20 protein-coding genes, 1 pseudogene and 1 riboswitch are annotated in these 17643 nt (G+C 35.6%); of the genes and pseudogenes, 8 read left to right on the top strand and 13 right to left on the bottom strand.

Features of this window, described 5'->3' with window-relative positions:
* Positions 1–3 precede the first annotated feature (3 nt).
* Entirely contained in the window at positions 4–411 is a 408-nt protein-coding gene (locus ACXVYO_RS11305; RefSeq protein ID WP_458467059.1) for a DUF3980 domain-containing protein, read from the bottom strand.
* A 96-nt stretch (positions 412–507) separates the two neighbouring features.
* Here ACXVYO_RS11305 and ACXVYO_RS11300 point away from each other — a divergent pair, with 96 nt between their 5' ends.
* Complete coding sequence (locus ACXVYO_RS11300) at positions 508–954, top strand: NUDIX hydrolase (RefSeq protein ID WP_458467057.1); 447 nt, start codon at positions 508–510, stop codon at positions 952–954.
* Between the two features lie 39 nt (positions 955–993).
* On the opposite strand, the gene ACXVYO_RS11295 is transcribed toward ACXVYO_RS11300, so the two are convergent.
* On the bottom strand, positions 994–1905 hold the full coding sequence (locus ACXVYO_RS11295; RefSeq protein ID WP_458467055.1) for a DMT family transporter: 912 nt from the start codon (positions 1903–1905) through the stop codon (positions 994–996).
* Between the two features lie 124 nt (positions 1906–2029).
* On the opposite strand from ACXVYO_RS11295, the gene pdxR reads away from it, so the two are divergent.
* Together pdxR and ACXVYO_RS11285 are read left to right on the top strand one after the other, a co-directional pair.
* Positions 2030–3472 (top strand): MocR-like pyridoxine biosynthesis transcription factor PdxR, encoded by a 1443-nt coding sequence (gene pdxR, locus ACXVYO_RS11290; protein ID WP_458467054.1) that lies wholly within the window; start codon positions 2030–2032, stop codon positions 3470–3472.
* A 231-nt stretch (positions 3473–3703) separates the two neighbouring features.
* Positions 3704–4144, top strand: a complete 441-nt coding sequence (locus ACXVYO_RS11285; RefSeq protein WP_458467053.1) for a YaiI/YqxD family protein — start codon at positions 3704–3706, stop codon at positions 4142–4144.
* A gap of 84 nt (positions 4145–4228) precedes the next feature.
* Here ACXVYO_RS11285 and ACXVYO_RS11280 read toward each other — a convergent pair whose 3' ends face one another.
* The 7 genes from ACXVYO_RS11280 to ACXVYO_RS11250 all read right to left on the bottom strand — a co-directional run bounded on the left by ACXVYO_RS11280 (position 4229) and on the right by ACXVYO_RS11250 (position 9637).
* Positions 4229–4543 carry a DUF3892 domain-containing protein gene (locus ACXVYO_RS11280; protein ID WP_458467052.1) on the bottom strand — a complete coding sequence of 105 codons (315 nt, stop codon included), beginning with the start codon at positions 4541–4543 and terminating at the stop codon, positions 4229–4231.
* Positions 4544–4622: 79 nt separating this feature from the next.
* On the bottom strand, positions 4623–5447 hold the full coding sequence (locus tag ACXVYO_RS11275; protein ID WP_193672592.1) for a DUF2785 domain-containing protein: 825 nt from the start codon (positions 5445–5447) through the stop codon (positions 4623–4625).
* Positions 5448–5723: 276 nt separating this feature from the next.
* On the bottom strand, positions 5724–6266 hold the full coding sequence (locus ACXVYO_RS11270; RefSeq protein ID WP_458467051.1) for a GrpB family protein: 543 nt from the start codon (positions 6264–6266) through the stop codon (positions 5724–5726).
* Between the two features lie 41 nt (positions 6267–6307).
* Positions 6308–6976, bottom strand: coding sequence for a hypothetical protein (locus ACXVYO_RS11265; RefSeq protein WP_458467050.1), 669 nt, complete (start codon positions 6974–6976; stop codon positions 6308–6310).
* 153 nt (positions 6977–7129) lie between these two features.
* Positions 7130–7873, bottom strand: a complete 744-nt coding sequence (locus tag ACXVYO_RS11260; RefSeq protein ID WP_431072346.1) for a metallophosphoesterase family protein — start codon at positions 7871–7873, stop codon at positions 7130–7132.
* Between the two features lie 13 nt (positions 7874–7886).
* A complete protein-coding gene (locus tag ACXVYO_RS11255) occupies positions 7887–8825 on the bottom strand; it encodes an aminoglycoside phosphotransferase family protein (RefSeq protein ID WP_458467049.1) in 939 nt (312 codons plus the stop codon).
* Between the two features lie 14 nt (positions 8826–8839).
* Complete coding sequence (locus ACXVYO_RS11250) at positions 8840–9637, bottom strand: VOC family protein (protein ID WP_458467048.1); 798 nt, start codon at positions 9635–9637, stop codon at positions 8840–8842.
* A 98-nt stretch (positions 9638–9735) separates the two neighbouring features.
* Here ACXVYO_RS11250 and ACXVYO_RS11245 point away from each other — a divergent pair, with 98 nt between their 5' ends.
* The gene (locus ACXVYO_RS11245) at positions 9736–10746 is read left to right on the top strand and encodes a sulfite exporter TauE/SafE family protein (RefSeq protein WP_458467047.1); all 1011 of its coding nucleotides are present in this window, start codon (positions 9736–9738) and stop codon (positions 10744–10746) included.
* Positions 10747–10785: 39 nt separating this feature from the next.
* Here the strand turns inward: ACXVYO_RS11245 and ACXVYO_RS11240 are convergent, their stop codons facing one another.
* A complete protein-coding gene (locus tag ACXVYO_RS11240) occupies positions 10786–11235 on the bottom strand; it encodes a GNAT family N-acetyltransferase (RefSeq protein ID WP_458467046.1) in 450 nt (149 codons plus the stop codon).
* Between the two features lie 323 nt (positions 11236–11558).
* Positions 11559–11751, top strand: a riboswitch (Lysine riboswitch).
* Between the two features lie 112 nt (positions 11752–11863).
* Between ACXVYO_RS11240 and ACXVYO_RS11235 the strand changes: the two genes are divergently transcribed.
* The 3 genes from ACXVYO_RS11235 (at position 11864) to ACXVYO_RS11225 (ending at position 14553) form a co-directional block, all read left to right on the top strand.
* A complete protein-coding gene (locus tag ACXVYO_RS11235; protein WP_458467045.1) occupies positions 11864–13330 on the top strand; it encodes an amino acid permease in 1467 nt (488 codons plus the stop codon).
* A 114-nt stretch (positions 13331–13444) separates the two neighbouring features.
* The gene (locus tag ACXVYO_RS11230; protein ID WP_458467044.1) at positions 13445–13750 is read left to right on the top strand and encodes an iron-sulfur cluster biosynthesis family protein; all 306 of its coding nucleotides are present in this window, start codon (positions 13445–13447) and stop codon (positions 13748–13750) included.
* A gap of 32 nt (positions 13751–13782) precedes the next feature.
* Positions 13783–14553, top strand: a complete 771-nt coding sequence (locus tag ACXVYO_RS11225; RefSeq protein ID WP_458467043.1) for a DNA alkylation repair protein — start codon at positions 13783–13785, stop codon at positions 14551–14553.
* Between the two features lie 63 nt (positions 14554–14616).
* Here the strand turns inward: ACXVYO_RS11225 and ACXVYO_RS11220 are convergent, their stop codons facing one another.
* Complete coding sequence (locus ACXVYO_RS11220) at positions 14617–15108, bottom strand: DUF2716 domain-containing protein (RefSeq protein ID WP_458467042.1); 492 nt, start codon at positions 15106–15108, stop codon at positions 14617–14619.
* A 197-nt stretch (positions 15109–15305) separates the two neighbouring features.
* Here ACXVYO_RS11220 and ACXVYO_RS11215 point away from each other — a divergent pair, with 197 nt between their 5' ends.
* Positions 15306–16067: a class I SAM-dependent methyltransferase gene (locus ACXVYO_RS11215; RefSeq protein ID WP_458467041.1), complete on the top strand. Its 762-nt coding sequence runs from the start codon at positions 15306–15308 to the stop codon at positions 16065–16067.
* 49 nt (positions 16068–16116) lie between these two features.
* On the opposite strand, the gene ACXVYO_RS11210 is transcribed toward ACXVYO_RS11215, so the two are convergent.
* Together ACXVYO_RS11210 and ACXVYO_RS11205 are read right to left on the bottom strand one after the other, a co-directional pair.
* Positions 16117–16974: a PhzF family phenazine biosynthesis protein gene (locus ACXVYO_RS11210; RefSeq protein ID WP_458467040.1), complete on the bottom strand. Its 858-nt coding sequence runs from the start codon at positions 16972–16974 to the stop codon at positions 16117–16119.
* A gap of 128 nt (positions 16975–17102) precedes the next feature.
* Positions 17103–17624: pseudogene (locus ACXVYO_RS11205) on the bottom strand (hypothetical protein); the annotation flags it as partial.
* Positions 17625–17643 lie beyond the last annotated feature (19 nt).

Raw genomic sequence — 17643 nt, 5'->3', positions numbered from 1 at the left:
CACTCACTTCATTTTTTCGTAAATTTTAATGACTGTTTCTACTAAAAGGATGAATACCCAAATCCCACAAAATACAAGAACAGACTGAAATATAGAACCTAACATAACAATACTTATTAGACCTAATTCTGGGCCCGAAATGGAGATTTCATCAAATCCTATATTATGTATAAATGGACCGGTTGAAAAAGCCATAAAAATAGATGCTATTAAATAAATCACACTCATTATTTTTAATATTTTTATAGAAAGATACGAAGTTTCTTTTTGCTCCACTTGTGATAATTCGATTTCCCCGCTTGCAATTCCTTTTTGCAGACAATCTTCACACAAAAATTCTTCCTTTATTTTTTTACCCCCATGTATTGTACCCGTTATTTCTTTACACCTTGAACATTTTCGATTTATCATGGTGTTACCACTCCAATCTATTAAGATTATACTTATATGATTCTCTTTTTACCTTAATATCCCTTTTATGTATTTTATAGAGAAAGGTCGTATTTTATGATTTCAAAACTCACGTTTGGCTCAAAAAAATCTACCGTTCATTATGTATTAAGACCTAGTTGTTATGCGATTATTTTCCATTCATCTTCTTCATTGATTGCTGTTATCCAAAAAGGTGACCGTTACTTTTTACCTGGTGGCGGCATGGAAGGTAATGAAACAAAAGAAGAATGTTTGCACCGCGAACTACTAGAGGAATTAGGATGGGAAATTGAAATTGGTCAGTACATCGGTAATGCGGCACGATATTTTTATGCAGAAATGGAAGATACATATTATTTAAATGATGGGTTCTTTTACATTGCGAACATGGTGCAGAAACAAACTGAAAATTGTGAGGAGGATCATGTTTTGCGATGGATGTCTCCTTTACTTGCTATCGAGCTTCTCATTCATGAGCATCAAAAATGGGCCGTTCAACAAGCACTTTTATTACGAAAATAAAAATGATCTCCTTCTATATGAAAGAGATCATTTTTACTGTTAACTTACTTTTTTCAAATTGAGAGCAGGCTTTTTCATTCCGCCTTTTTTTACAACATATAAACCGATAAAGATTATAAGCCCGCCAACGAGTTGCATCATATTAACTTGCTCCCCAATTGTTACTGCCGCAAAGATAACTGCGAATAAAGGTACAAGATACATATAAACCATTACTTTTGTTGAGCCTATTTGACTAATACCGACATACCACATTGCTAGTCCGAAGATGGTCGCGAAGATGATTGAATATGCTAGTGATCCCCAGCTTGGCGTATCTACTGGCCATGTTAATGAATTTACGTTGAATAAACAGTATATAACTAGCGGTACAATTCCAATTAAAGTAGACCATGATGTGACTCTCATTGCGGAGTATTTTGTGATAAGAGGTTGCGCTAATATTGGATACCATCCCCACGCAATTGCTGCGACTAATCCAATTACATTTCCGAGCCACGCATACTCATAAGTAGCTCCTCCTGTATGTCCTGTTAATAAAACGAATGCTGCACCAATAAACGCTACTATTGAACCAATTTGTACTTTCATCGAAAAACGTTCTTGTTTGTGTAATACTGCTAATATCCCTGTAAAAATAGGTGACATCGCAATTAATAATGAGGCGTTCGTTGCTGAAGTGTATTTCACAGATAGCATAAACATCGTTTGATACATTGCCGTACCAACGATACCGACTGCTACTAATCGTAACCAGTCTTTCCTTTCAATACGTAATGAACGTTCCATCATAAATGTAATAAGTAATAATACCGGAGATGCTACTAAAAATCGTAAACTATTAAATTGAATGGATGACATATATGCCACACCATACTTTCCAATTGTATAATTTGCTCCCCATACTAATGCTACTGATACTAGGAGCCATTCCATTTGCCATCTTTTCATTCGAATCTCCCCTTCCATATTTAGCATAGTAAAATTGGCTGGATATAACACCGTCCAATTGGCTGTTTTTTTACCCAGCCAATTTGTTATACTGAATGTATATAAGAGATGCGGAGGCGTTTGTATGGAATGGAAGCTAGATAACGACAGTAAAATCCCTATTTATCAGCAAGTTGTTGACTTTATTGAAAAACGTATTACATACGGAGAACTTCCTCCAGGTAGCTTCCTCCCTTCAGAACGGAAATTAGCTACGCAGTTAAATGTAAATCGAAGTACAGTTACTACTGCTTATAATGAACTACGTGCTATGGGAATTGTAGAAAGTACGACTGGTAAAGGGACACGTGTAAGTACACATATGTGGGGCGTCTCTCCAACATTAACGCCGAACTGGAGAAATTTCGTAGAAGGTGGTACATTCTTACCAAACTTACCTTTACTTCGCCATATTCGTGCGGAAGTACAACAAAATGAAAATATTATAGATTTTGCAAACGGAGAGCTCGGTTGTAACCTCTATCCTCACGATCAACTACAAACGATTTTACGAGAACAACCGTTAACACATTCATTAAGTTACGATCATCCGCAAGGCTATCTCCCGCTAAGACAAGCGGTAGTAAAATATATGAAGGAATATTTAAAAGTTGAAGCGACTGAGCAGTCTATTATGATTACTTCTGGCGCACAGCAAGCCCTTCACCTTATCGTGCAATGTTTATTAAATCCAGGTGATGCGGTCGCTTTCGAAAGTCCTTCACACTGTTATTCCTTACCGTTATTCCAATCAGCAGGTATTCGTATTTTCCCGTTACCTGTCGATGAACATGGTATTAATCCGGATGATGTGCAAGAATTATATAGAAAGCATCGGATTAAAATGATTTTTTTAAATCCAAACTTCCAAAATCCTACGGGAACTATGCTTCATCCAAACCGTAGAAAAAAACTGTTATCACTTTGCGCAGACTTACGAATTGCAATTGTGGAAGATGATCCGTCTAGTTTACTTACGCTAGAAAAGAAACAACCTTGCCCTACTTTAAAATCAATTGATGAAAATGGAACTGTCATTTATGTACATTCCTTATCAAAAATGATTGCACCAGGCTTACGAGTTGGCTGGCTTGTCGCTCCGCAGTCTGTAGTAGAAAGGTTATCCGACGCAAGGCACCAAATGGAATTAGGTATGAGTATTTTCCCGCAGTGGCTTATGCAACAATTTTTCGAAACCGTACCATTTCATTCTCATATCGTACCGTTACGAAAACAATTAGCAGAAAAAAGAGACGTTATCGTTCGCGCCCTAAACGAGCAACTTCACGACAAAATCTCTTTTTCTAATCCTACTGGTGGTATATACATATGGGGAAAATTAAAAGAATCGATAAACGAAAAACAACTTATTATGCAAAGCTTAAAACAAGAGATTGCTTTTATGCCAGGTAGTATTTTCGGCGCGAAAGATGGTTATATTCGTTTATCTTATGGAAAAGTAAATATTGATCAAATTGAGGAAGGTATTTCTCGTTTGCGCGAAGCTATTTTAGTTTGTGGAAAATGACTTTACATAAAGCTTTATCGTTTGACAAAAGAAAAATCTACCATTATTATCAACACGAACCTAGTTTCCCCGCATTAACGGGCAATAAAACTCCCACCTCAAAATTCAACTGTAACAAAGAAGTTAGGTGGGAGATCAACTGCCCGTAAATGCCCGATTGGTTCAACTAATAATCAGTGGAGGATGAACCCCCCCCACTGATTAAAGTTTCACTTTATAGGAGCGATAAAAATGAAAATTTACGTTGATGCAGATGCTTGTCCTGTAAAAGATGTGATTATTTTAGAGGCTACGAATGCAGAAATCCCTGTAACCCTCGTTACTAGCTTTTCTCATTACTCTAGTGCGGAACAACCAAAAGGTGTCGAAACAATTTATGTTGATTCCGGAGCAGATGCTGCAGATTACCGGATTATGCAATTAGCCCAAAAAGAAGATTTAATCGTAACACAAGATTACGGTCTTGCTTCGCTCGCTTTAGCAAAAGGCTGTATCGTGCTACACCATAAAGGCTATAAGTATACGAATGAAAACATTGACCAACTACTACAAACACGATATTTAAGTGCAATGGTTCGAAAAAGCGGTAAGCGTACAAAGGGACCGAAACCATTTACAACCGAAGATAAAGAGAAATTTAGAGCGCTCTTTAAAAGTATGATTGCACTATAAAAATGAACCTTCTATTTGTAGGGAAAGCTTAATAAAAAAGAAGAGAATATCGTAATGAACATTCTCTTCTTGAGGTTTACCCGTTTAAAATGAAGGTAAATTATCTAAGTTATTTTCTTTTATTCCATCAGGTTCACTACGTATAATATCTCTACCATACTTATGAAATACGTCCACATGAGCTAATTTCCCTGATTTTGCTTCACTAAGAGCAGTTATATAATCTAACTCTCTCCCGCTACTTGTTTTAAACGCTACTAAATCACCATCATCATTTTTACGAACGGCAACAATTTGTTCTGCTCCTGAATTGACTTCATGGTCTACTTCAAATTGAGCTTGCTCTTCTCCTTGATGTAAGTAATCATTATAAACTTTTTCAAAGTCTTTTTCGTCCATAACATTCACCTCCAGCACATTTTTTAGTATGGTTGGGAGGTGGTGGTTTTATGTACTCTGCTATTTAAAAAATATATTTTTAATACCTACGCAAACCCTTCAAAGTCTCCAATATATCATCTGTAAAGGCTGTACTACCTTCTGCCTCTAAAACTCTGAAATAAAAACTTCTTAGGAAAGTTCTAATATTTTGTACTAAAATAGCATGCTGCGGATGTCGGATGTCTTCAACAGTTGCTATGCTATGTAGCCAATTGCTCCACTCTTCTTCAGTTAAAAGATTTTGGTTACGTAACGACATAATTGGCGCTACTAATCTCTCATCTTCAAAGTGCACATATACGTAATCACTTAATCGAACCTTCTGGCGAACAGCAGCTAGTATTGCATATGAAAACTCGCGATTTTGTATAGTACGTGCTAACGCATCGAGTGCATCAGCAGCATGTGCAGTAGAATGTGCCCAGCCTTTTCCTTCTACGTAACCTCTTACATCTTCTTCTAAATATACATATTCCAACACTTGTTCTGCCACACTGTACAGTTGCTCTTCAGATAACAGTGGTTCTCTTTCATGAACAGATAAAATAAGTGGCGGAATTAATACGGAGAATGCACGTTTAAATACAGAGTCTGTGCCCTTTTCACCAATTTTATAAAATAAATAATCAGGACTAATTGCTTGTAGCATTAACCCTCGTAATTCTTTTTGTCTAAATACATCATTTGTAATCCATGTGTGAAGCGTACTATAAATTAAATCATCGCGTAATTCAGCATCGGGTGATCCGATATAATCTAGCATCCACTGCGCATATGGATATGCATCTACGTCTTCTGGTACAGCATAATTATTATTTTTAATTTGTAGTAGTTCTTCTTTTAGTTCTAGTACTTCATTCATTATATTCCCTGTCCCCTTTTTACTTTATTAACATATTTCCGCCTTATTCCCTTTAATTTTTTTTATAAAATCAATTCGATTTTTAGAATCGTTTTAGTACCTATCTTTCTATGAACTTGATTCAATTATATATAATTTATCCTGATAAATAAAAGGAAATACATTAGAACATCGCAGTCTCTCACTTTATTTACATGTATTTCATGTCAGTTTAAGTGATAAAATAAAGTATGTTTTTTCTTTTATAATCAAACGTAGTTACAATCAAAAATTAAATCATTTTAGAACTTGCTTAATAAATTCTGTTTTAGCTTTTGTGTAGGCTTCTCTATCTTTGTTAAATCTTTTAGCTAAATCTTGTTTAAGATCTGAATACTCATAAACTAATTGTGGATTTTCTCGTAAGCGGTTACGAAATAAAAGTTGTTGCTCCCATCGCTCAGTTCCTTTAACCATCAAATGTAGGTGCGCTACACGCCTATTATTCTTAACTTTCACAAAGAATCTTCTCCAAGGTCTTTCATCTAATTCTGGGCTTACATAATGCCAATTATATATGGCCAATTCCGCAGAAATATCTAGTACTTTATCAAATGAATCTATTTCAGCCATTAAATCAATGATAGGTTTTGCTGGTAAACCAGGTATGGATGTACTTCCTATATGTATTACTTTGCTTATACCGTGAGGAGCAAGCAGTTCATATAGTTGCTGTTCTTCGCATCGGCCTTTATCTTGCCAATCAGGATTTGCATTCACTATCTCTACTGACTCATTCGCCCACACAGGCCAATCGCTCGGATTATCTTTTTTATCCACCCAAAACATCCCCTTTCACGATTTTTTCTATATAAACCGTATTAAATTTCTTTACATACAACTACCGTATCATCAAAATCACTATTCCGAAATACAACATCCGCACACTCTTTCGGATTATGCTCATCTATATACATCTTACAGGCCGCATGATATCTGTTTAAAAACATTTTCTCAGCTTCTTCATAACTTCCAAAAGCTTCAGTTTCCCGCTTAGCACCACGTTTTCTCGCAATCTCAAAATCTGTATCTACAAAGATTTTGTAATCAAATAAATGCACAACGTCTTTTTTCAATAGAAACGTTCCATCTACTATTAATACCATATTGGGTTGAGCCAATAACGGTTCATTATGTACAGGCATATCAGTTATTAAGTTATGAGATATCGTTTCATATTGTAAATTCCCGTTATGTCCTAAAGGCTTTAATAACCTTTCTTTGAAAGCTGTATAATCGTGTGCATCTTCGTAATATCCTCTTGCTGATTCTTTGCCCTGTACATAGCGAATCGCTCTCGGATGATGAAAATCATCAATGGTGGCGCGTGTTACTGGAACTCCGAGCTTTTTCATTTCCTCTGCTAATTCGTTTGCAAATGTTGTTTTTCCCGAAGCTGTAATACCACTTACTCCAACTCTTGTTGGATGGGTTAAGTTTAATTTTAAAATATGATCTACAATTTCTTTCATGCGTTGTATTCGAGTCATGATATTTCCTCCTACAATTAATTTACATAACATAATTACAGGTAACAATTTGTGTCATTATTTATCGGTAAGTCGATATCCTAATTCGAATCGTTGATATATTTGAAGTTATGATAGATATATTTGAAAAATCGTTGATATATTATGATTAGCTTACTTTCCCTTAAACCCACGATACAATGCAGTCCGTAATTCTTGTTTGTATTCTTCAATTTCTGGCATATCGAGTTCTTCTGCTAGTCTGATGGCTAATTCAATATCATATGGTACACGTACGAGTTGAATAGAAAAGCTCGCTGCTTCTTTTTCATTGTAAGTTCCTTCGAATATTAAATAGGAAGCTTGTGTAATTTCAAGAGGATTACCTACACTACCAGCATTACATAACGTTTTCCCTCTGAAATTTTGAACGAATGCTTGGTGAACGTCACCGTAGCAAACAACATCTGGTTTTCTTTCCCCTTCTATATTCTCTGTGAGCTCACTATTTTCGAACATACTAATACGCTCTTCTCTTGAAGCATGCGGTTGAATTCTTTCATATAAACTTCTCGGTGAAGCGTGGAACATACGAATGAGCTTGCCGCTCATAAAAAATTCGATTGAAAATGGTAAGCTTCTTAAATAGTCGTTTTGTTCTTCCGATAGTTGTTTTTGATGCCATTTTAATGCCTCAAATTCAGTCGGTTTTGTAATAAAATCATCCCAGTTCCCCATTACAACTCCATCACATTCTTTACGAATGATTTCAATCACTTCGCTAGAATGAGGACCTTTTCCGACTAAATCTCCAAGACAAATAATGCGTTCAATTCCTCTTACTTTAATATCTTTCAGTACAGAATCTAATGCCGGAATATTACCGTGAATATCTGAAATTACTGCTATTTTATCCATATGAATCCCTCCATTACTTATAGTTTATTATATCCGCATGTTGTGATTGATACCATTTTGGAATATAGGATGAAAAATTGTTATGATCTTCGATAATTCGGTTTAATCTCTCTTTCATATCATTTACTAAATGTGGCGTGCTTCGGTTTGTCCATACGATATCCGCTGGGAATGTCATTGCTGCATACAATGAGTACAGTTGCCAAAAATGAAGCGATGGTTCGCCTCCGCAATAACCGTGAACTTGTCCAACCGCAAATGGTTTACTTATTCTTGTAGTAAAAATCGCTACGTTATAGAAATCGTGTATTGGATCGCCAAAATCATATCCACCAAAATCGATAACGATAAACTCCTTATTATGAATCATACTATTTGCTGGATGGAAGTCATCGTGTAAAAAGGTAATAGGGCGATTTTCCAATAATTGTTTATGCTCGCCTACAAAACTTAATACTGGCTTCAAATCAAGGAAGTCTATTTCGTAGTTTGCTAACGCTTCTACGTATCTTTCGTATTTATTCCACCGAACCGTTTCCCATTTATTACTTGCACTTTCTTTTTCAATTGAGTGAATCCTCTTTAATACTTCTCCTGCTTTTCTTCCTGCATGATACTGTTCTTCCACTGATAGCTTCCCTAAACCTTCTTCACCATTTACACCTTGGACCCATTCAAATACTTGAACACATTTATTTAATTCCTCAAGTTTTATGAAATGAATTAACTTAGGTGTTGGAATATGTAATAACTCTAATTGTTTCATATACGTATATTCTTCTTGTTTACGTTCAAAATGAACAGCATCACATACTTTTACAAAATAAATTTCTTGGTTCTTTAATTCAACTTTATATTTCTCTTCATGTGAAAAACCTTTTGAAATAGCTGTACACTTTGCAATACGAGGCCATTCTAGTTTTCTCTCTATCTCTCTAAGCATTTCTTCCACAATGTTCACCTCTATCAATATATGTACAAACTACCTAGCACTTCATGCTCTCGTTTATTTTCACCTTTAAATTCTACTGCAAATGGATTTTCGCCATGATGCTGCAATCGTTCTAGTACTAGCCCTTCTCCAATTGGTTCACAAAACTGCACATGAATGTCACCAAACGATACACTTTGACATTCCGCATTCCATTTTTCATTTTTTACGACTGAGCTTACAGTTAGCCCTATTACTTCTTCCCATTTCTGCACTGTTTCTCGAACGTTTTTCACTGCGTAATGAATTGTATCAAGTTGTTGTACTTTGTTTTTATGTTCAGTGATTGTTCCTATGTTACGTAAATCGTTTCTTCTTTCTTCATCCGTTTCATTCCACTGTATGAAGAAAGGTAATTTCGGTCCGTTTTCTTCTTGCTTTACAAATAACATTTTCCACTCTAAAAGGCGACCATCTTTTCTCATTCGTTTCCCTTCAAATGGTCCTATCGTATGTAATCCATGTTTATTAAACTTAACTGCTATTTCTTCAATTGCATCTGTTCGAATGGCGATTTGTAACATTCCTTCTCCATCTTGTAATTTCACTACCGTTTCTTGTACTAATGGATTGTCTGCTTCTTTCGCTTTTTCTTCATGCTGAACTGCTAAAAATTCTATATATGATAAATCAAAATAACATAAACTATTCCAAGTACCCCAAGTAATATGCTCTCCGCCTATTGCAGTATGAAATCCATAAGCCTGCATTTGTTTTGCTGCTTCCTCCGGTGTACCATGTACTGCGTGTACGAGATGATCAAATCGTAACATGTCTTTCTCCCCTTTCTCTCCATCCTTTTATTGTATATTTTATTTTTCTTTCATTCAATTCAAAAAACTTTAAAACCTAGTTGATTTATACGATTAATATGTATTATAATGAAACAAATTTAATTATTGCTGATTGGAAAAACCAAAGGCACTTTTCTCATACGGGAAAAGTGCCTTTTTCATTTATTATTACAGGGGGATTATTTATGCAAAAATTAATTGTCTTTGCTATTATTGGATTTTTCGCTCAATTGATTGATGGTGCGCTTGGAATGGCGTACGGGGTAACATCTACCTCACTATTATTAATGTTTGGTATCGCACCGGCTGTAGCTTCCGCATCTGTTCACTTAGCTGAAGTCGTTACAACCGCCGCTTCTGGTGCATCTCACATCAAATTTGGAAATGTTGATAAATATACCGTTTCCAGGCTTACATTACCAGGAGCAATTGGCGCATTTATTGGGGCATGTTTTTTAAGCAATTTACCTGGTGATGTAATTAAACCGTACATTTCCGTATTTTTATTTACTTTAGGGGTTTATATTTTATTACGATTCCTCATTCAAAAACAAATTGTCACTTCAAAAAAACGTATGTCTGCAAAACAACTTGTTCCGCTTGGTTTGTTCGCTGGATTTGTTGATTCAACTGGTGGTGGTGGCTGGGGTCCGATTACGACACCTGTGCTTTTGGCAAGAGGAAATGAAGCTAGAAAAGTTATCGGATCTGTAGATACGAGCGAGTTTCCTGTTTCACTCGCTGCCACAATCGGCTTTTTCATTTCACTTGGCTGGGAACAAGTAAGTTGGGTTTGGGTATTTTCTCTCATGCTCGGTGGTATCGTTGCGGCACCAATTGCTGCATGGTTAGTGCGCATCGTTCCTTCTCATTTACTCGGCGTATTAGTTGGTGGCCTTATAATCTTTACAAACATTCGTACACTGCTTACTACATTTAAAGTGGATCCAACTATTATTTCACTTTCTTACGTTGCAGTTGGTCTTGTCGTTATTATTTCTATTTTCATTGCTGTTCGTAATCATTCCAAGCGTTCTAACGCACCGACAGCCGGATATCCGAATGATCAAAAACAAATGCTACCATAACGATAAAAATACCGCCCGATATACTTCGAGCGGTATTTTTTATTTTTCTACTTTCCAATTAATCATCGTTTCTGTAGTGCTAATTCTCTTCATATGTAATTTCTCTAATACACGAATCGAGCTTTCATTTTCAAGAAGTGTCTCCGCGATAATCATTTCTACCTCTCCTGTTTGAAAAGCCCAATTTATTAGTTCACTTACAGCTTCTGTCGCATATCCTTTATTCCAATATTTCTCAATAAATCCGTAACCAATTTCTACTGTATGTTCCTCATTTGGTTTCCCTTTAAACCCTATATCACCTAGAACGATGTCATCTTCTTTTCGAATGACATACCATGCTCCCCAAAGTAATAAAGCCGCATCTTGTTTTACAGTTTCTACATGCCCTACAATATGTGGACCACTATTATATCCTTGCTCGTTAGCAACTTGCATACTCTCTTCTGTACATGGCACTATATAGAGCCTTTCTGTTTCTAATTTCATGTTAATTTCCCCTTTTTTGATTAAACGTTACTCTAATTATATCAAAAAATATGACCTTATTATGAATGTCGAATTATATTTTCAGAATTTTCTTTTATTTTTAAAGGGTTTTTCAATATTTTTTGCGAAACATTTGTATAACAATTTCTTTCTTTATTTTTTGTTACATAACAGTAGGTTCGGGTGGAGTTTTGCAAGCGTTTCCTAAACAATAACCGATAATTTTTGACTTTTCCTAACAAAATATCTTGCAATATATTCAGAAACTCATTACAATTGCCATATATTAAAAATCTTAGCAATATATCAAATCCTCATCAATCCGATGAGGTAGAGGTTGCGACTTTTAATAGTAAGACGGACGAGACGCAGAGAATGTCACCGACTCCGTTTGAAAGGAAAAGTTGCCGAAGTTTATATTTCTTCTCTGGAAATATGAGCTGGGGCTGTCTCCGAAAGGAACAGAACTGTCACGTTTACAAAATTACCGTGTAAACGTGGGGTGCTATCTTAACGGAAGGGTATGATGGGGTGGTTATTTGTGAAACGTTCCGCCAAATTCCTTTGGCGGTTTTTTGCATTTTTCTCCCCCGCTCCTTCCTATCTTACAAGAAAAGGAGTGTTGAACATGAATAGCGCAACGAATCAAACTACCTCTGAAACACAAACTACAAAAGGAAAAGGTGAATTAAAACGTAGTTTAAAATCAAGGCACCTTACGATGATTTCTCTCGGTGGTACAATTGGTACCGGACTATTTCTTGCCAGCGGTGGTGTCATCCATTCAGCTGGACCTGGTGGCGCATTAATTGCATACGCCGCAATTGGGATTATGGTTTATTTCTTAATGACAAGCTTAGCTGAACTCGCAGCTTACATGCCTGTTACCGGTTCTTTTAGCACGTACGCAACGAAATTTGTTGATCCATCATTTGGCTTTGCACTTGGATGGAACTATTGGTATAACTGGGCCATTACAATCGCTGCTGAACTAGCGGCTGTAACATTAATTATGAAATTTTGGTTCCCAGATACCCCTTCTCTTATTTGGAGTGGATTATGTTTAGCTATTATTTTCCTTTTAAACTACTTATCTGTTAAAGGGTTTGGTGAATCTGAATATTGGTTCGCACTTATTAAAGTAGTTACTATTATTATCTTTTTAATTGTCGGCTTCATGATGATTTTTGGAATTATGGGCGGCGAAACTGTTGGCTTCAAAAACTTCACTGTTGCAGATGCTCCATTTAACGGCGGCATCATGGCAATAATCGGTGTATTTATGGCAGCAGGTTTCTCCTTCCAAGGTACTGAATTGTTAGGGATTGCTGCTGGTGAAACGTCTGATCCAGAGCGTAATATTCCGAAAGCGATTCGTTCTATCTTTTGGCGTATTCTTTTATTCTATATCCTTGCGATTCTCGTTATCGGTTTATTAATTCCTTATACAACTGAAAGCCTTGCTGCAAGTGATGTAACAGTAAGTCCATTTACACTTATTTTTGAAAAAGCGGGCGTTGCCTTTGCTGCTTCTGTTATGAACGCTGTTATTTTAACGGCAGTACTATCTGCTGGTAACTCTGGTATGTATGCATCAACTCGTATGCTTTGGGATTTAGCTCGCCAAGGAAAAGCACCAAAGTTTCTTGGTAAATTAGATAGCCGCGGTGTACCTGTTAACGCATTAATCGTAACGTCAATTGTTGGTAGTATCGCTTTCATTGCTTCCTTATTCGGTGACGGTGTTGTATACATTTGGTTATTAAACGCATCTGGAATGTCTGGCTTTATCGCATGGGTCGGAATCGCAATTAGTCATTACCGTTTCCGTAAAGCATATATCGCACAAGGAAAAGATTTAAAAGACTTACCATATAGAGCAAAATGGTTCCCATTCGGTCCAATTTTCGCATTTGCACTTTGTGTCATCGTAATTTTAGGTCAAAACTACGGCGCATTTATGGGCGAAGCAATCGATTGGAACGGTGTACTCGTTTCTTACATCGGTTTACCACTCTTCTTAGTATTATGGTTAGGATATAAATTTACGAAGAAAACGAAAGTGATTCCTCTTGATAAATGTGAATTGAAATAAAGTGAAACGAGCAAACAAATTTGTTTGCTCGTTTTTTTATTCCGATGCTTCTCCCTTCCCTATTGCTCCTGTTTTTGCAATAATAAAGAAAATATACATAAAGGTTGGGATACGATGAACATTCGCATTACTGATGAAGCAAAAGCAGCTATACTTAGATTAGAACGCAAAGACAAAAAGATCATTCGCATTAGAGGGACAATGACAAACTCTTGTAGTATTTTCGTTGATGTGGATTTAATTTGGGATACATATAATGCAGATGACATTGTATATGAAGATGCTGATTTTACTGTGCAAATGGATTCATTTACGAAAGACTACACTGGTGATACGGTGAAACTTGATTATAAGACGACAGGTTTTAGTATTACGACTCCAAGTGAGACTTTAGTTTATGGGTTGTCGATAAAAAAATAAAAATTGTTTTAGCTGATCAATGAGGTGAAAAAATGGGTAAATATGTTCCGTTAAAATTTTTATTTAATGAAGAATTAGCTGAAAAAATGGCTGATTCTATTTGTAAACACGATCCTACTTTCTCTAAAAGCATATTTGTAGATTCTGTAACATGTAAAGTTGAAAATTTAGAGTTAAAGCAGCGTATAGAAGTAATAGCAGATGAATTACATACTGCATTACAAAAAGATTTTAATGAAGCAATACATATTTTACTGAAAACATTGGGACCAGAAAACACAACAGAAGTAGGTACATTTACAAACGGCTATATATATATGCCTATTGCAAAATACGTTGAAAAATATGGGCTTAACGATTTTGAATCCTCATTTAACGCCATGTATGAAATAACAAAAAGGAATACTGCTGAATATGCTATTCGTCCTTTTCTTGAAACATATCATGAAAACACACTAGACATATTACAACAGTGGATCCATGACGAAAACAGCCACATTAGGAGATTAGTTTCCGAAGGTACAAGACCAAGACTTCCTTGGGCTAAAAAAATGGGAGCTCTGAAAGGTGACTTTAAGAATAATTTACAGCTTCTTGAACCATTAATGAATGATCCTTCTAAATATGTCCAAAAATCAGTAGCCAATCATATTAACGATATTACGAAAGAAGATAAAGAACTCGTTTTTCAATGGTTGCAGCAGTTACGTGATAAACAGCATCCTGTTAACCCTTGGATTATAAAACATGGATTAAGAACGGTGATGAAAAATGATAATTTGCCAAAAGATTTTTGTTTTTGAGTATTCTAAACAAAAACGCTTATGCTTCAAGAATGAAGTATAAGCGTTTTTCTCTTTCAAATTTTACCCTCGCCTTAAAATATTTTGAAACATTTCCGGCTTATTTCGTTCAAAGCTTTCCATAAATTCTTTTCCAAATATCGTTATACTCTTCTCCCAAGAGTTACCTAAATAGCCCCACTTAAAGTCTTTCTGAATAAAGAAATAGTAATCTCCATTCGGAAATACGGGTATAATCCACTCATCAAATTCATTTCTTTCAAACTCTAAATGTGGATTCACCCAATAACACTCATGTTGCCAATCCAGTGCCTTGATATATTCATTCGATACTGTTTTCTCTTTGAAAGCTTGTATCGCTTTACTTTCCAAATCATCGAATACTTTTAAATCTACCAACTCTCCAAAGTATTGAGAAATATCATATGTTACAAAAGGACTTGGCACCTTAAATGATGGGAATATAGAAACACTTGGTGAAAACTTAAGTTCACAATATATCTGGTCCAAAATTTGACCATCCTCTTTGTCTGTAAACTCCATCCAGTTTGCCATTAAACAACTACCTTCCCTAATAACTTCAAAGGAATTCCACTCGGTTATCCCGAATATATAAATTATCATTCTCACAAGGAGCGAATTTATATGAATCTATTCGAACATGAAACGTAAAACCGTTCCACTTTAATAAGAGGTCCTCCTTTTTTCTTTTCTCATCATATCTTTTACTTACAAAATAGGAGGATACAATTATGAAACGTGATCCATTATTTTTAACTTTATTAGAAAATGCTAATACAAATTTTAGCGGTTGGGATTTCTCATTCATTTCAGAAACGGGTCGAATGAAGAGCCAGCCTTTATCGTGGTCGTACGGCAGCACTACTTTCCAGCTTATGCAGCATGCAGAATCAATGCTCGATATGGGTACTGGCGGCGGAGAGTTTTTATCAATGTTGCAACCGTTCCCGTCAACTATTTATGCTACTGAGGGCTATGCTCCAAACGTGCCAATCGCTCGAAAGAAATTAGAACCTTTAGGGGTTACAGTTATAGAGGTAACGGATGATACTGCTTTACCATTTCAAGATGGTCAGTTTGATTTAATCATAAATCAACATGAATCATATGCTGCTTCTGAAGTAAAAAGAATACTTTCTACAAATGGAACATTTCTTACCCAACAAGTTGGCGGCCTTGATTGTGCGGAACTTAATGAGCAGTTTAACGCACCGCTAAATAGCGAATTTGCAAGTTGGTCGCTCGAAGCAGCATGCATTGAGTTAAAGCAAAATGGATTTACTATTTTAGAAGAAAAAGAAGAATTCCCTTTTCAACGCTTTTATGACATTGGCGCTATCGTTTATTATTTAAAAGCGATTCCGTGGCAAATTCCTGATTTCACTGTCGAAGGTTACTATGAGGAATTATATCGTATACATGAAATCATCTTACAAAAAGGTTATTTTGATGTGAAGCAACATCGTTTTATGATTAAGGCAATTCGCAGTTAATCATGGAGCATATGAAAAAGAGATGGATCTACCATCTCTTTTTTTATTTTCACTCAATATTTTCTATATTTAAACACTTCGTTTCACAGTAATAGCCTTTGCCACCAACATAAACTTTTTCTATTTTATTCTCGCTATCGGTTGCTAATTTAACTAATATTTCGGAAGGCGAGTGTAAAGAATAACCTTGTTCAAATACATAGACTTCTTTTTGTAAGTAGCGCTGTTCATAAAGGTAGCAAGCTAATGCACCATTTGAAGTTCCAGTCGCTGCTTCTTCATTGATGTCGTATAGTGGAGCAAAGTTTCTACATATTATTCGATTGTCATTAAAAGTATATAGATGCATCCCGACAACATTATAATTCTTACTGATTTCTTTAATTTTTTCAAAATTAGGTTGCATTGTATGTAATTGTGTTTCGCTTTTTATAGGAATTAAAATATCTTTTAAGCCCGTGGAGACAATTTGAATTGGGTATGTATTGTCTATATCTTTAATGTCAAAGCAGTCGATGAACTCATTTGGAGATATAACATCATAGAATATCGGTTCGTTTTGTTCCATGAATATGATGTCATCTTTTATGGTAATAGTAAGAACACCGCTGTTCGTTTCAATCGTATAGCGATTCTTGAAAAGTTTATTTACATGCATCAGTATCGCGAAAGAGCCAATTGTGGCATGACCACATAGATCAACTTCCTCTTTTGGTGTAAAATACTCAATTTTATAATCAGCAATTTCAGATTCTGATATAAATGCGGTTTCCGCATAGCCGAGTTGTTTGGCGATTGCCATTTTTTGAGTAGTGGTCAATGTGTTCTCCATAAATACCACTCCTGCTTTATTTCCACCTTTATAATCCTTGCTAAATGCACTTGCAACATAAACGGATATTTTCATAAGACACCTTCCTTCCTCACCTATAGTAAATTGTAGCATAATACGTACTACTTATATATATTGTTGGATAAATTCACCATAAGGCAAGAGACAAACTATTTTTTAGCATCTGAACTCTCCAAAAATAATATGTGATTCTCAATAATATGCGCTCCTTGAATCGTTCCCTTTAGTTCTACACTCTCTTGACTATTGTCGTTATTTTTCCAATATACAAGTTCACTTGTATAACCCTTCTTTTCATCTACCGATCCTATATTCACATCATAATAAACATACCCTTGCTCTGCATGAATGAAGTATGCCCCTGCGTTTACCTTTTGTAATTCTTTAGGTCTATTTATCCCTTGTACCTTTACTGTCTTATCAATTGCATAATGATTGTTATTTCTATTTGATGAGAAGTAGTACCCTCTTTCATCTTCTGCATTACTCATCATACTTTGGCCATCTACATCTATCTTACTAAGCTCATTTCCTTTCTTATCATATGCATATATGTAACCACCATCTTTCATTGCATTTGAATAGGAAACAAGATAATCTGCTTTTTGAATGTCTTTCAGTTCTTTATCACTTTTAGAACACGCTACAAAAAGGTACACCGTACATATGACGATGATGCCTAATGAAATATATTTCTGAAACATATCATCACCTCTCATATAT

The sequence above is a fragment of the Bacillus sp. BC08 genome, from assembly GCF_054326875.1.
The sequence above is the reverse complement of the archived record's forward strand: the minus strand, read 5'-3'. Positions and strand labels throughout refer to the sequence as shown.